The following is a 13,216-nucleotide window of genomic DNA, read 5'->3' on the forward strand; positions in this document are numbered from 1 at the left end:
TGGGGGGTGCGTGGGGGGGTGACGGGCGGTGCGGGGCCCAGGCGGCGCGGCGCGGCCGGGTACGGCGGTCAGGGGTGACGTTCGGCCACCAGGACCGGGCGCTGCGGCAGCGACACGCTCACCGCGGCACCGGCGCCGAGCGCGGCGCCCTCGTGGGCGGGCAGGTCCGCCTTGAGCTCGGTGCCGTCGGGCAGCCGGACGGTGACCCGGGTGGTGGCGCCGAGGAACGCCGACGCGACGATCCGCGCGCCGGAGGTGTCGTCGGCGCGCACCTCCACCGCCTCGGGCCGCACCAGCACGTCGACGTCGGCCGCGGCGGGCGCGTCGCCGTCCACGGGCATCCGCCGCCCGAGCACCTCGACGCCTCCCTCGACGAGCCGCCCCGGGATCCGGCTCATGGTGCCGACGAACTCGGCGACGAAGGCGGTGGCCGGGCGGCCGTACAACTCGGCGGGGGCGGCGCACTGTTCGAGGCGCCCGGAGCGCATCACGGCGACCCGGTCGGCCATGGACAGGGCCTCCTCCTGGTCGTGGGTGACGAACAGGGTGGTGATGCCCAGCTCCCGCTGGAGCCGGCGGATCTCCTCGCGCAGCGACAGGCGCACCTTGGCGTCGAGCGCCGACAGGGGCTCGTCCAGCAGGAGCACGCGCGGACGCAGGGCGAGGGCGCGGGCCAGCGCGACCCGCTGCTGCTGGCCGCCGGAGAGCTGGTGCGGATAGCTGCCGCCCTTGTCGGCGAGCCCGACCAGGTCCAGCAACTCGGCGGCGCGCGAACGGCGTTCGGCGGCGGCCACCTTGCGCATGCGCAGCCCGAACGCCACGTTGTCCAGGGCGCTCAGATGCGGGAAGAGGCTGTACGACTGGAAGACCATCCCGGCGTCCCGGCGGTGCGCGGGGACGGCGGTGACGTCCTCGCCGTCCACCAGCACCTCGCCGGAGTCGGGCTGTTCGAAGCCGGCGAGCATGCGCAGCGCGGTGGTCTTGCCGCAGCCGGAGGGGCCGAGCAGGGCGAGCAGTTCACCCGGCCGCACGGTGAGGTCGAGTCCGTCCAGCGCGAGGGTCGGGCCGAACTCCCGTCGCAGGGCGCGGAATTCGACGGTGGCCGCCTTGGCCGCGGTGAGGTCGAGCACGGTCATGGGTTCATCCCCGGGAGGTAGGACGGGTGCGGCCGCCGACGCCGGCGAGCGCGAGAAGGAGCAGCCAGGTCACGAGCAGGCTGAGCACCGACACGGCGACCGACAGCTGGGCCTGCGAGCCGCTGACGTTGACGATCCACACGGCGAAGGGCTGGAAGCCGAGGAGCTGTGCCACGGTGAACTCGCCGAGCACCAGGGCGAGGGTGAGGAAGGAGGCGTTGAGCAGGGCGCCGCGCAGGTTGGGCAGGACGGCCCGGACCAGCGCCTGCGGCCAGTTCGCGCCGCAGCTGCGGGCGGCCTCGACGAGGGTGGGGACGTCGATGGCGCGCAGTCCGGCGTCCAGGGCCCGGTACACGAACGGCAGCGCCATCACGACGTAGGCGAGGACGAGCACGATCGGGAAGTCGGGGTTCTGCAGGGCGACGAACGTCTGGAACAGCGGGGTGCGCGAGAGCTGTTCGGGTCCCCACTTCAGGACCGTCCCGATGCCGGCGACGAACGCGATCGGGGGCACGACCAGCGGCAGCGCGCACACGATCTCCACGACCGGCCGCAGCCGGGGCACGCCGAGCCGCAGGGCGACCATGGCGGGCACCATCAGCAGCAGGACCACGGCGATGGTGGCGGCGGCCAGCTCCAGCGAGAGCAGCAGTCCGGTGACGAATCCGTCGGTGCTCAGGATGCGGCCGTAGGCGTCGAAGGTGACGCCCTGGCCGGGGACGTCGACCGTGAAGACGACGGACGCGGCCAGCGGCACCAGGAAGTACAGCGCGGCGGCGCCGAGCACGGCCCAGCGCCACAGGTTCAGGCGAGCCATCGCGCACTCCGTCGTTGCAGGGGCAGATACACGGCCATGACGAGCCCGGCGACCAGGACCATGTCGAGGCTGAGGGCGAGCGCCACGTTCTCCTGGCCGACCAGCACGTTGCCGGAGAGGGCGTCGGCGATCTGGAGGGTGACCAGCGGGACGGAGCTGCCGACCATCGCGGCGGCGGTGGCGTAGGCGGCGAAGGCGCTGCCGAAGAGCAGGACGAAGCCGCCGAGGAGGGTGGGCAGCAGCACGGGCAGGGCCACGTGGCGCCAGTACTGCGCGGTGGTGGCGCCGTTGTTGCGGGCGGCCTCGCGCCACTGGGAGCGCAGGCCCTCCAGGGCCGGGGTGATGGTGAGGACCATCAGCGGGATCAGGAAGTACAGGTAGACGAGGACGAGTCCCGAGAAGCTGTACAGGTCCCAGCCCTTGTCGGTCAGGCCCAGGCGGCGGGTGAGCACTCCGGCGTTGCCGAGGGTGGCGACGAAGGCGAACGCCAGGGGGACGCCGCCGAAGTTGGCGAGCACGCCGGAGGCGGTGAGCACGGCCTCGCGCAGGGCGCGGAAGCGGGAGGTCACCACGGCCTGGGCGAGCGGCAGTCCGAGCAGGGCGCCGAGCGCGGCGGAGACGGCCGCCAGCTTGACGCTGCCGAGCAGGGCCGTGAGGTAGGCGCCCTGGAGGGAGGCGGTCAGGTTGGCGGTGGTGTAGGACGTCGCCCCCGTGGCCGGGTCCTTGACGGTGAACGCGCCGTCCAGCATGGCGAGGGCGGGCAGCCCGAAGGCGAGCGCGGTGAAGACGAGCAGCGGGACGACGGCGAGCGCGCCGAGGGCACGGCGCCGCCGCTTGCGCGGTGCGGCGGTCGCCGTGCCGGCCCCGGTGAGGGCGGCCGTCATCCGGAGACGGCCTTCGCCCAGCCCTGTCCGAGGACCGTCTTGGCCTTGTTCTGCTGCTCCTCGGTCGGGAAGGTGGGCGTCCCGGAGACCTTCGGCAGCTTGGCGGCGGCCGTCGCGTCGAGGGTGCCGGCCTTCTCCATGGCGGGCATCAGCGCCGGGCGGGCGTAGCCCTTGAGCCAGAGGTTCTGGCCCTCGGCGCTGTACAGGTACTCCTGCCACAGGCGGGCGGTCGCCGGGTTCGGGGCGTCCTTGTTGATGGCCTGGGAGTAGAACTGCGAGAACTGGCCGTCGGCGGGGACCGCGACCTGCCAGTCGACGCCCTTGGACTTGAACTGGTCGGCGTAGCCGGCGTTGAGGTAGTCCCAGTCGATGCTGATGGGCGTCTCGCCCTTCTCGACGGTGGCCGGGGTCGACTCGACGGGCGTGTAGTTGCCGTTCTTCTTCAGCTTCGAGAAGAAGTCCAGGCCGGGCTGGATGTCGTCGAAGGAGCCGCCGCTCGCGAGCGCGGCCGCGTACACGCCGCCGAAGGCCGAACCGGACTTGGTGGGGTTGCCGTTGAGCGCGACCTGGCCCTTGTACTTCGGCTTGAGCAGGTCGGCGAAGGTCTTCGGGCACTCCTTGACGCGCTTGGCGTCGCAGCCGATGGATATGTAGCCGCCGTAGTCGTTGTACCAGCGGCCCTTCGGGTCCTTCTGCCCCTCGGGGATGTCGGCGAACGCCTGCACCTTGTAGGGCGCGAGCAGGCCCTGCTGGGCGGCGCTCAGCGCGAAGGAGCTGCCGAGGTCCAGGACGTCGGGCGCGCGGTCCTGGCCCTTGCGGGAGGTGACGGCGTTGATCTCGTCCTGGCTGGAGCCGTCGGGGTTCTCCACGACGATCTTGATGCCGTACTTCTTCTGGAACCCGTCGATGAGGGCGCCGTAGTTGGCCCAGTCGCGGGGCAGGGCGATGGCCTGGAGCTTGCCCTCGTTCTTGGCGGCCGCGACGAGCTTGTCCATGCCTCCGAAGTCGGCGGCGGAGGTGGCGGTGGCGGCGCTCTTGCCGCCGCCCGCGGCGGTGGCGCTGTCGTCGGGGGCCGCCCCGCAGGCGCTCAGGGCGAGCGCGGCGACGAGGGCGAGGGCGCCGGTTCGGACGGTGGTTCTCGGCAGGGCTGTGCTCGACAGGGACGTGGACACGGTTTCTCCAGGGGACGCGCGAGGGTGCAGGAGATCTTCGGAAGCAACTGCGGGGTCAACTTGTCTGAACAAGTTGACCCCAGTACGCCCGCCCACGATGTCCCCACGGTAAACACTCGCGAAACCATGACCCGCCAGTTCGTGCACAGTCCCACTCCGCTCCGAGCACCGGCGGATCTCGATTACGCTGGTCACGCTGTGCACAGCCACCGACTCAGAGGGGAAGCATGACGGCGCGACACGAGGAGATCGCCGACGAGCTGCGCCGGGCGATCGACCGCGAGGAGTACACCGTCGGCGGCCTGCTGCCCGCCGAGACCGACCTCGCGGCGCACTACGGCGTCTCGCGCGGCACGGTCCGTCAGGCCGTCGCGTCCCTGACCGCCGAGGGCCTCATCGGCTCGCGCCAGGGCGCCCGCCGGGTGGTGCTGGCCGGCCGGCGCAGCCAGAGCTTCGCGGAGCTGCGCAGCTTCGCCCAGTGGGCGCAGACGAGGGGCCGCGAGGCGAGCGGCGAGGTGGTCGGCCAGCGCTACCGGCCGGCCACGCAGGAGGACTCGGTCCGCCTCCAACTGGAGCCCGGGACAACGGTGTTGCACGTCCTGCGGGTGCGGGGGCTGGACGGCGAGCCGGTGCTGCTGGAGCGCACGGTCTACGCGGACTGGATCTCCCCGGCCGTGGCGGCCATCGAGCCCGGCTGCCCCTCGGTCACCCAGCGTCTGTACGAGACCACGGGGTTGGTCTTCGCCTACGGCGAGCACGTCATCGACGCGGTGGCGGCGGGCGCCCGGGACGCGCGGCTGCTCGGGGTGCGGCGTACGAGTCCGCTGCTGCGGGTGCGGCGGGTGACCACCACCCGCGAGGGCCGCCCGGTGGAGTGGTCGGACGACCGCTACCGCTCGGACGCGGTGAGCTTCAGCGTGCACAACTCGATCGGCAACAACGCGCTGGCCCGCAAGACGGCCGGGTGAACGCCCCGGCGGCCGGCCCGCCACCGGCCGCTCGGAGGGGGCCTGCCCTACGCCGGCGGCCCGGAGGAGAACCGCCGCAGCAGCGGCGACAGCACCAGCACCGACTTGGTCCGCTCCACGAACGGCTCCCCGGCGATCCGTTCGAGGACCCGCTCGAAGTGCCGCATGTCGGAGGCGAAGACCTGCACGACCGCGTCCGCCTCGCCGGTGACGGTGGACGCGGCCACGACCTCCTGGTAGCGCTCCAGACCGCGGCGGATGGTGTCCGGCGAGGTGTTGTGCCGGCAGTAGATCTCGACGAACCCCTCGGTCTCCCAGCCGAGCGCGGAGGGGTCCACGCGGACGGTGAACCCGGTGATGGCACCCGTGGCGCGCAGCCGGTCCACGCGGCGTTTGACGGCGGGCGCGGACAGCCCGACGAGCTGCCCGATGTCCGCGTAGGAGCGGCGGGCGTCCTCGGCGAGGGCGTGCACGATGCGTTCGTCGAGATCGTTCAGCACTGCGGGTCGTTCACTTCACTTCACTTCAGGCACGGCGAGACGGGAGCGGCGGCAGCCGCAGAGGAAGTAGAACACGAGACCGGCGGCCGTCCGGCACCCGGCGGCCACCCGGGTGACGGTGTCGCCGGCGCCCGCTGACCGGCCGGCGGCACCCGGGGCCTGCGCGCAACGGCCCCCGCCCGTCCCGGCGGGCGGGGCGGACAGGGGCCGCGCAAGCGGCTGTTGACGGGGTGTCAGCTCCAGCTGGCGTGCAGCGGCTTGCCCTCGGCGTAGCCGGCCGCGCTCTGGACGCCGACGACCGCCTTGTCGGCGAACTCCTCCAGGGACCCGGCGCCCGCGTAGGTGCAGGACGAGCGGACCCCCGCGATGATCGAGTCGACCAGGTCCTCCACGCCCGGACGGACCGGGTCGAGGAACATGCGGGAGGTGGAGATGCCCTCCTCGAACAGCGCCTTGCGGGCGCGGTCGTAGGAGGACTCCTCGGAGGTGCGGTTGCGCACGGCGCGCGCGGAGGCCATACCGAAGGACTCCTTGTACAGCCGCCCGCCGGCGTCCTGCTGGAGGTCGCCCGGCGACTCGTAGGTGCCCGCGAACCAGGAGCCGATCATCACGTTGGACGCGCCGGCGGCGAGCGCCATGGCGACGTCGCGGGGGTGGCGGACACCGCCGTCCGCCCACACGTGCTTGCCGTACTTGCCGGCCTCCGCCGCGCACTCCAGCACCGCGGAGAACTGCGGCCGGCCGACGCCGGTCATCATGCGCGTGGTGCACATGGCGCCGGGGCCCACCCCGACCTTGACGATGTCGGCACCGGCCTCGACGAGGTCGCGTACGCCCTCGGCGGCGACGATGTTGCCCGCGACGATCGGCACCCGCGGGCCGAGCGCCCGCACGGTCCGGATCGCGGAGATCATCGACTCCTGGTGGCCGTGCGCGGTGTCGATGACGAGGGTGTCGACACCCGCGTCCAGCAACTGCTTGGCCTTGCCCGCCACATCCCCGTTGATCCCGACGGCCGCCGCTATGCGCAGCTTTCCGGCGGAGTCGACGGCGGGCGTGTACAGCGTGGCGCGCAGGGCGCCCTTGCGGGTGAGGATGCCCGCGAGACGGCCCTCGGCGTCCACGGCCGGGGCGTAGCGGCGGTTGTGCGTGTCGAGGGTGGTGAAGGCCTCGCGGGGGTCGATGTCCGCGTCGAGCAGCAGCAGGTCCCGGGACATGACCACGTCGAGCTGGGTGAAGCGGTCCACGCCGGACAGGTCGCTGTCGGTGATGACGCCGACCGGCCTGCGGTCCTCGTCGACGACCACACCGGCGTTGTGCGCGCGCTTGGGCAGCAGGGCCAGGGCGTCGGCGACGGTCTGGTGCGGGGCCAGCACGATGGGGGTGTCGAGGACGTGGTGGCGGCTCTTGACCCAGCCCACGACGTCGGTGACGACCTCGATCGGGATGTCCTGCGGGATGACCACGAGGCCGCCGCGCCGGGCCATGGTCTCCGCCATCCGGCGTCCGGCGATGGCGGTCATGTTCGCGACGACCAGCGGGATCGTGGTGCCGGAGCCGTCCGGGGAGCTGAGGTCCACGCCCTGGCGGGAGCCGACGGCGCTGCGGCTCGGGACCATGAAGACGTCGTCGTACGTGAGGTCGTACGGGGGCTGGATGTCGTTGAGGAAACGCACGTGCTGCACATCCCAGTCGATCAGAGGTGGCCCCCGGACAGGTCAGCCAAGGGGAAGAGCACGTACTTCATTGTCCCATGCCGACCGGAATGCGCCGTACGGTCACATCGTCCAAGCAGGTCAGAGCCCGGTTAGGAGGATCCTCCGAGAGCGAGCAGCACCGTGAGCCCCGGGGTGCGGTCGACGGCCTCGGAGAACACCTCCTCCGCGGTCCGCCACTCCGCGGGCCGGGCCCCGGCGTAGGGCCGCCAGTTCCGTACGACGATCCGCATCCCGCGCTCGGCGGCTTCCTCGGGCCACACCGTGCAGTCGGTGAGCGAGTCAGCCAGCGCGTCCCAGTTGCGGCCGAACCAGCCGGGCAGCCGCAGGGCCTCGGCGCAGCGGTCCATCAGGTCCGCCTTGTCGGTGACCCCGGTCAGGTCCAGGGTCACCACGAGCTCCGTCATTGCGGCACCGTCCGGTCGTCGTGGTCGCGGCTGAGCGAAAGGGGCTGGGCGAAAGGGGCTGAGCGAGAGGGGCTGGGCGAGAGGGGGACTGTGCGGAAGGGGCGGCACACCCGGGCCGCCCCTTTCGCTGATGTCCCGTCAGTTTCCGTCCGGATCGGCCCTGTTGAGCGCCGGACGGGGCGTCGGGCCGGTCGTCATCAGGACGTCGGCGGCCGAGGTGTCCGTCACCAGGCTGGTGACGAGACCGGAGCGCAGCACCGCGTCGATCGCGGCCGCCTTGCGGGCCCCGCCCGCGATCGCCACGACCTCCGGGACCCGGCGGAGCTGGTCGGCCTTGACCGTGATGCACCGCTCCCCCAGGTCCCGCCCGACCCGGCGGCCCTCGGTGTCGAAGAGGTGCGCGGACGTCTCGGCGGCGACGCCGAGCGAGGCGTAGTGGGCCCGCTCCTCGTCGCTGAGCATGTCGTGCACGGTCGAGATGCCCGGCTCCCAGGAGCCGATCGACACACAGGCGACCGTGACCTTGTCGAAGTACTCGAAGGCCCGCGCGATCCCGGTCTGGTGGCGCAGCGCCGCCGCGGTGGCCGCGTCCGGCAGCAGCATCGGCGCGTAGATGGGGTGGGCGTCGCCGCCCGAGACCTGCGCGGCACGCCGCACGGCCTCGACCGAGCCGCGCTCGGCGGTCCCGGCGTCGTACACCCCGGTCAGCTGCACCACGGTGCACGGCGGCAGCCGGTCGAGCGCCGCGGCCATGTGGATGGTGGACCGGCCCCAGGCCAGGCCCAGCACGTCCCCCTCGTTCACCAGTTCGCCGAGCAGGTCGGCGGCCACCTCTCCCAGGTTCTCCGGGTCGGGGGTCTCCTCGACCTCGGCGGGGGACTCGACCACGACCGCGTGCCGCAGGCCGTACCGGGCTCGGAGCGCGTCCGAGCGGTCGGCGTCCAGCTCGGCCGGGACCCGGATCTCGATGCGCACCAGGTCCCGTTCGAGAGCGGTCTCCAGGACCCGGGCCACCTTGAAGCGGCTGACGCCGAACTCCTCCGCGATCTGGATCTTGGATTTTCCCTCCAGGTAGAAGCGGCGGGCCATGGCCGCCGCCTGCACCAGCTCAGCGGGCCCCATCCGCATGGCTGACCGGCCCGCCGACATACCCGACACGGCGCTCTCCTCACTGCTGTTCACACTCTGGACTCGCCGTTCATCCTCGCAGATTCGGCGCTCTTGATCCGCCCTGATGGACGCCGTTCACGTTTCCTTGGCTCAGTGGCCGCATGCCCAGGCGGCGGTCCGTGTGACCGCCTCGGCCTGAGCGCGCAGTCCCCGGACCGCCTCGGCCGGATCCCCGGCCCCGTACACCGCCGAGCCGGCCACGAAGACGTCCGCCCCCGCCTCGGCGCACCGCTCGATGGTCGCGGCGGAGACCCCGCCGTCGACCTGGAGCCACATCTGGAGGCCGTGCTTGCCGATCAGCTCCCGGGTGCGGCGGATCTTCGGCAGCATGATGTCGAGGAACGCCTGGCCGCCGAAGCCCGGCTCGACCGTCATGATCAGCACCATGTCGAGTTCGGGGAGCAGATCCTCGTACGGCTCGATGGGCGTGGCGGGCCTGAGCGCCATGGAGGCGCGGGCGCCCTGGGCCCTGATCTCCCGCGCCAGCCGCACGGGTGCCGCGGCCGCCTCGACGTGGAAGGTGACGGAGGAGGCCCCCGCCTCGACGTACCGGGGCGCCCACCGATCGGGGGCCTCGATCATCAGATGGCAGTCCAGCGGGGTGTCCGTCGCACGCGCGAGGGACTCCACGACCGGCACGCCGAGCGTCAGGTTCGGGACGAAGTGGTTGTCCATGACGTCGACGTGGAGGTAGTCGGCTCCTTCGACCGCCTTCGCCTCGTCCGCGAGGCGGGCGAAGTCTGCGGAGAGGATGCTGGGGTTGATCTGCGCGGCCATGACCCAAGCCTGCCATGTCCGGGCACGAATGTACGCCCCGGTACGGACCTGAGGCGTTCATCGGACGGTCTGTCCGGATCGCACCCGCCGTGCCGGGCGTCCGGCGGCGGCCCGGCGGGGCCGGAGCCGCCCCTCCGCGCGCCCGCCTGCCTCATGCGCGGCGGGCGCGCGGAACGGGTGGAGGCGCCCGGCGGGCCCCGGGACGCCCGCTCAGCCCAGGCGCCGCAGCAGCGCCAGGTACATGGCGTCCGTCCCGTGCAGATGGGGCCACAGCTGCACGTCCGGTCCCTCGCCCAGGTCGGGGACGCCCGGCAGGAGCGGACGCGCGTCGATCAGCTCGGCCGCCGCGTCGTGCTGCTTGAGCACGTCCTCGACCACGGCCCGGGTCTCGGCGAGATGCGGCGAGCAGGTCGCGTAGCCGACGACACCGCCGACGCGCACCGAGTCGAGCGCGGTGCGCAGCAGTCCGCGCTGGAGCGGCGCGAAGCCCTCCAGGTCCTGCGGGCGCCGCCGCCAGCGCGCCTCGGGCCGGCGCCGCAGCGCGCCGAGCCCCGTGCACGGCACGTCCACGAGCACCCGGTCGAAGCTGCCGGAGCGCCACGGCGGGCGCGTCCCGTCGGCGGCGATCACCTGGTACGGGCCGGGACTGCCGTGCAGGGCCTTCGCCACGAGCCCCGCGCGGTGCGGCTGCTTCTCGGAGGCCAGCAGCACCGCGCCCCGCTCGGCGGCGAGAGCCGCCAGCAGCGCGGCCTTGCCGCCGGGTCCCGCGCACCCGTCGAGCCACATCCGGTCGGAGCCCTCCAGCGGTGCGCCGGCCAGCGCGAGGGCGACCAGCTGGCTGCCCTCGTCCTGCACACCGGCGCGCCCCTCGCGGACGGCCTCGACGGCGCCGGGCTCCCCGCCCTCGGCCAGCCGTACGGCGTACGGCGACCAGCGGCCGGCCACCGCGGCCTCCTCGCGGAGCAGTTCCGCGGTGGTGGCCCGCCCGGGACGGGCCACCAGGGTCACCTCGGGCCGCTCGTTGTCGGCCGCCAGCAGCCGCTCGATGCCCGCCCGGCCGCCGCCGAGCGAGTCCCACAGGGCGGAGACCACCCAGCGCGGATGCGAGTGCACGACGGCGAGATGGTCCTCGGGGTCGTCGTCGTAGGGCGGCGCGACGCGCGCGATCCAGCCGTCCAGATCGTCCTGGGCGACCTTGCGCAGCACGGCGTTGACGAACTTGGCCCGCCCGTCGCCGAGCACGACCCGGGCCAGCTCCACGGAGGCGGAGACGGCGGCGTGCGTCGGGATGCGCGTCCCGAGCAGCTGGTGGGCGCCGAGGCTGAGGACGTCCAGCACCGGCGGGTCCACCTCGCGCAGCGGCCGGTCCACGCAGGCCGCGATGACGGCGTCGTACGTCCCCTGCCGGCGCAGCGTCCCGTAGACCAGCTCGGTGGCGAGCGCGGCGTCCCGTCCGTCGAAGTCGCCCTGCTCACGGGCCCTGCGCAGCAGGGGCGGCAGGACGAGGTTGGCGTACGCGTCCCGCTCGTCCACGGCACGCAGCGCCTCGAAGGCGAGGACGCGGACGGGGTCCTTCTTGGGCCGCCGGTAGGGCTTGCCGGGTCTGCCGGGCCGGCGGGAGGTGTCGCTCACGAAAAAGGTGCTCCGGATTGCTGGATGAGAGGTACGACCAGCGTACGTCGGGGGTCCGCCCCGGCGTACGGACGGCTACGCGCCGAGCCGCTCCCCCTCGGTGATGCGCGCGCCGCGCGCCCAGTCCGCCGCCCGCATCGGCTTCTTGCCCTGCGCCTGCACCCACAGCAGCTCGACGGCGTAGGAACCGGTGCCCACGTGGACGTCGTTCTTGCCCGCGGCGAGCACGCCAGGCGCCAGGTCGTCGCGTCCGGGCACGGGCCGCACCTGGATCAGCTTGAGCCGCTCGCCGCGGAAGACGGTCCAGGCGCCCGGAGCCGGGGTGCAGCCGCGCACGACCCGGTCCACGCGCAGGGACGGGGTGCTCCAGTCGACGTGGGCGTCCTCGACGTTGACCTTCGGCGCGAGCGTGATGCCCTCGGCGGGCTGCGGGACGGCCTTCAGGGTGCCGTCCTCGATGCCGTCCATGGTCGCGGCGAGCAGTCCGGCGCCCGCGAGGGCGAGCCGGGTCAGCAGATCGCCGCTGGTGTCGGTGGGCCGGATCTCCTCGGTGACGGTGCCGTAGACCGGCCCGGAGTCGAGCCCCTCCTCGATCAGGAAGGTGGAGGCGCCGGTGATCCCGTCGCCCGCCATGATGCTGTGCTGCACGGGGGCGGCGCCGCGCCAGGCGGGCAGCAGCGAGAAGTGCAGGTTGACCCAGCCGTGGACGGGGACGTCGAGGGCGACCCGCGGCAGCAGGGCGCCGTAGGCGACGACCGGGCAGCAGTCGGGCGCGATCTCCCGGAGCCGGTCCAGGAAGCCGGGGTCGCGCGGCCTGGCGGGCTTGAGCACCTCGATCCCGGCCTCCGCGGCCCGCTCGGCCACCGGGCTCGCGACCATCCTGCGCCCGCGTCCGGCCTGTGCGTCGGGCCGGGTGACGACGGCGGCCACCTCGTGCCGCCCGGAGGCGATCAGGGCGTCCAGAGCGGGAACGGCGACCTCGGGGGTACCGGCGAAGACGAGCTTCATGGGTGGGCACGGGCCTCTCGGGCGGGACGGGCTGGGCGACGCACCAGTCTATGACCGCGCGTCCCGGGGGCTCACCCCGGCGGCGGCCAGGGCCCCGCGGCCGGGCCCCGCGGCCGCCTTCTCCCGGACCGGCGGTGGAGGCCCGTCCGCCCCTCGGGGGCGTGGGCATATGCCCACACGCCCCCAGAGCGTGACCCGCGGACCGTTGCCGCGTTGGTCAAGAAAGAGTTGACCACTTCGGGCCGCACACGCCGACGTCGCGGCCCCCCTCCCTTTCATCGCCGGTTCGAGAGGCTTGTTCATGGCCGACCACGCAACCCACGACGCCCAGGCTCGGGCCAGCCTGCACTTGCTGGTGCGGGACATCGAGCGGGTCCGCCGGCAGGTGGACGCGCTGCGCACCCTGACCGCCCAGCTGGGCAACGTCTACCGCCCGCGCCGCTCCGGCCCCTCCGCGGGCTTCGTCGTCTACGGACGCGCCCCCGCCCCGACGGTCCGCCTCGCCCAGGAGTTGCGGGACAGCGTCGAGACCCTGGTCACGGCGGCCGTGGACTTCGACCGCTCGCTCGGGTTCTCCTGGGACGCGGTGGGTTCCGCCCTCGGCGTCACCAAGCAGGCCGTCCACCGCCGCTACGGCGCCCGCCGTGCCGCCGCCCAGGCGGCCGCCGAGGCCGAGCGGACGTCCGAGCCGTCGGGTTCCCGCACGGTCAACGTCTCGACGGCCCTGCCGACGGTGCCCACCGTCCCCGCAGCACGCTCCATGCCCACCCAGCCGACGGCGGGGAGTCCGGCCCTGCGCGACGAGGCCAGGCCCACCGCGTTCCCCGGCCCGCGCAACGGCTGACGGCCCCCGCTCTCTGCCCTCCCGGAGCGCACCCGGGAGGGCAGACCCCTGCCCGAACACCCCCGTCCCCGAGCGCCACACCGGCCGCAGCGGGACGCGCGCGGCGCGGTCTCCGGGGCGGGAGGGCCGGGTCCCGCACGGTACGAGGTGAGAGGCGGGGCCCGGTACGAGGGGCGGACGCTGTTG

General features: G+C 73.5%; 13 protein-coding genes. 2 read left to right on the top strand and 11 right to left on the bottom strand.

The features are described 5' to 3' along the window. Positions 1-68: 68 nt before the first annotated feature. Genes SZN_RS03350 through SZN_RS03365 form a run of 4 tightly spaced genes read right to left on the bottom strand, consistent with a single transcriptional unit; the run spans position 69 to position 4,009 of the window. The gene (locus tag SZN_RS03350) at positions 69-1,136 is read right to left on the bottom strand and encodes an ABC transporter ATP-binding protein (RefSeq protein WP_007491412.1); all 1,068 of its coding nucleotides are present in this window, start codon (positions 1,134-1,136) and stop codon (positions 69-71) included. Positions 1,137-1,140: 4 nt separating this feature from the next. After that, positions 1,141-1,953 carry an ABC transporter permease gene (locus tag SZN_RS03355; protein WP_007491414.1) on the bottom strand — a complete coding sequence of 271 codons (813 nt, stop codon included), beginning with the start codon at positions 1,951-1,953 and terminating at the stop codon, positions 1,141-1,143. Next, positions 1,941-2,837, bottom strand: a complete 897-nt coding sequence (locus tag SZN_RS03360) for an ABC transporter permease (RefSeq protein ID WP_007491416.1) — start codon at positions 2,835-2,837, stop codon at positions 1,941-1,943. Before SZN_RS03360 ends, SZN_RS03355 begins: the two co-directional genes overlap by 13 nt. Further along, positions 2,834-4,009, bottom strand: a complete 1,176-nt coding sequence (locus SZN_RS03365) for an ABC transporter substrate-binding protein (protein WP_007491418.1) — start codon at positions 4,007-4,009, stop codon at positions 2,834-2,836. The genes SZN_RS03360 and SZN_RS03365 overlap by 4 nt, the downstream gene beginning before the upstream one ends. A gap of 227 nt (positions 4,010-4,236) precedes the next feature. Between SZN_RS03365 and SZN_RS03370 the strand changes: the two genes are divergently transcribed. Then, positions 4,237-4,977, top strand: coding sequence for a GntR family transcriptional regulator (locus SZN_RS03370; protein ID WP_007491421.1), 741 nt, complete (start codon positions 4,237-4,239; stop codon positions 4,975-4,977). Between the two features lie 47 nt (positions 4,978-5,024). Here the strand turns inward: SZN_RS03370 and SZN_RS03375 are convergent, their stop codons facing one another. From SZN_RS03375 to fmt, 7 genes are all read right to left on the bottom strand, one after another. Beyond that, positions 5,025-5,477, bottom strand: coding sequence for an Lrp/AsnC family transcriptional regulator (locus tag SZN_RS03375; protein WP_007491423.1), 453 nt, complete (start codon positions 5,475-5,477; stop codon positions 5,025-5,027). A gap of 233 nt (positions 5,478-5,710) precedes the next feature. Continuing rightward, positions 5,711-7,153 carry a GuaB1 family IMP dehydrogenase-related protein gene (locus tag SZN_RS03380; protein ID WP_007491425.1) on the bottom strand — a complete coding sequence of 481 codons (1,443 nt, stop codon included), beginning with the start codon at positions 7,151-7,153 and terminating at the stop codon, positions 5,711-5,713. A gap of 131 nt (positions 7,154-7,284) precedes the next feature. Continuing rightward, positions 7,285-7,599 carry a barstar family protein gene (locus SZN_RS03385; protein ID WP_007491427.1) on the bottom strand — a complete coding sequence of 105 codons (315 nt, stop codon included), beginning with the start codon at positions 7,597-7,599 and terminating at the stop codon, positions 7,285-7,287. A gap of 138 nt (positions 7,600-7,737) precedes the next feature. Further along, complete coding sequence (locus SZN_RS03390; protein WP_050814993.1) at positions 7,738-8,781, bottom strand: sugar-binding transcriptional regulator; 1,044 nt, start codon at positions 8,779-8,781, stop codon at positions 7,738-7,740. 78 nt (positions 8,782-8,859) lie between these two features. Continuing rightward, complete coding sequence (rpe, locus tag SZN_RS03395) at positions 8,860-9,546, bottom strand: ribulose-phosphate 3-epimerase (RefSeq protein WP_007491431.1); 687 nt, start codon at positions 9,544-9,546, stop codon at positions 8,860-8,862. 210 nt (positions 9,547-9,756) lie between these two features. Next, the gene (locus tag SZN_RS41855) at positions 9,757-11,178 is read right to left on the bottom strand and encodes an RsmB/NOP family class I SAM-dependent RNA methyltransferase (protein ID WP_007491433.1); all 1,422 of its coding nucleotides are present in this window, start codon (positions 11,176-11,178) and stop codon (positions 9,757-9,759) included. Positions 11,179-11,253: 75 nt separating this feature from the next. Next, positions 11,254-12,186, bottom strand: a complete 933-nt coding sequence (fmt, locus tag SZN_RS41860) for a methionyl-tRNA formyltransferase (RefSeq protein WP_007491436.1) — start codon at positions 12,184-12,186, stop codon at positions 11,254-11,256. 301 nt (positions 12,187-12,487) lie between these two features. On the opposite strand from fmt, the gene SZN_RS03410 reads away from it, so the two are divergent. Beyond that, the gene (locus SZN_RS03410; protein ID WP_007491438.1) at positions 12,488-13,030 is read left to right on the top strand and encodes a hypothetical protein; all 543 of its coding nucleotides are present in this window, start codon (positions 12,488-12,490) and stop codon (positions 13,028-13,030) included. Positions 13,031-13,216 lie beyond the last annotated feature (186 nt).

The sequence above is a fragment of the Streptomyces zinciresistens K42 genome (assembly GCF_000225525.1).
Taxonomy (GTDB): domain Bacteria; phylum Actinomycetota; class Actinomycetes; order Streptomycetales; family Streptomycetaceae; genus Streptomyces; species Streptomyces zinciresistens.

Bases quoted from the DNA above. Each gene is read 5' to 3' on its own strand.
- SZN_RS03350 (WP_007491412.1), bottom strand. From the start codon at position 1,136: ATGACCGTGCTCGACCTCACCGCGGCCAAGGCGGCCACCGTCGAATTC.
- SZN_RS03355 (WP_007491414.1), bottom strand. From the start codon at position 1,953: ATGGCTCGCCTGAACCTGTGGCGCTGGGCCGTGCTCGGCGCCGCCGCG.
- SZN_RS03360 (WP_007491416.1), bottom strand. From the start codon at position 2,837: ATGACGGCCGCCCTCACCGGGGCCGGCACGGCGACCGCCGCACCGCGC.
- SZN_RS03370 (WP_007491421.1), top strand. From the start codon at position 4,237: ATGACGGCGCGACACGAGGAGATCGCCGACGAGCTGCGCCGGGCGATC.
- SZN_RS03385 (WP_007491427.1), bottom strand. From the start codon at position 7,599: ATGACGGAGCTCGTGGTGACCCTGGACCTGACCGGGGTCACCGACAAG.
- rpe (WP_007491431.1), bottom strand. From the start codon at position 9,546: ATGGCCGCGCAGATCAACCCCAGCATCCTCTCCGCAGACTTCGCCCGC.
- fmt (WP_007491436.1), bottom strand. From the start codon at position 12,186: ATGAAGCTCGTCTTCGCCGGTACCCCCGAGGTCGCCGTTCCCGCTCTG.
- SZN_RS03410 (WP_007491438.1), top strand. From the start codon at position 12,488: ATGGCCGACCACGCAACCCACGACGCCCAGGCTCGGGCCAGCCTGCAC.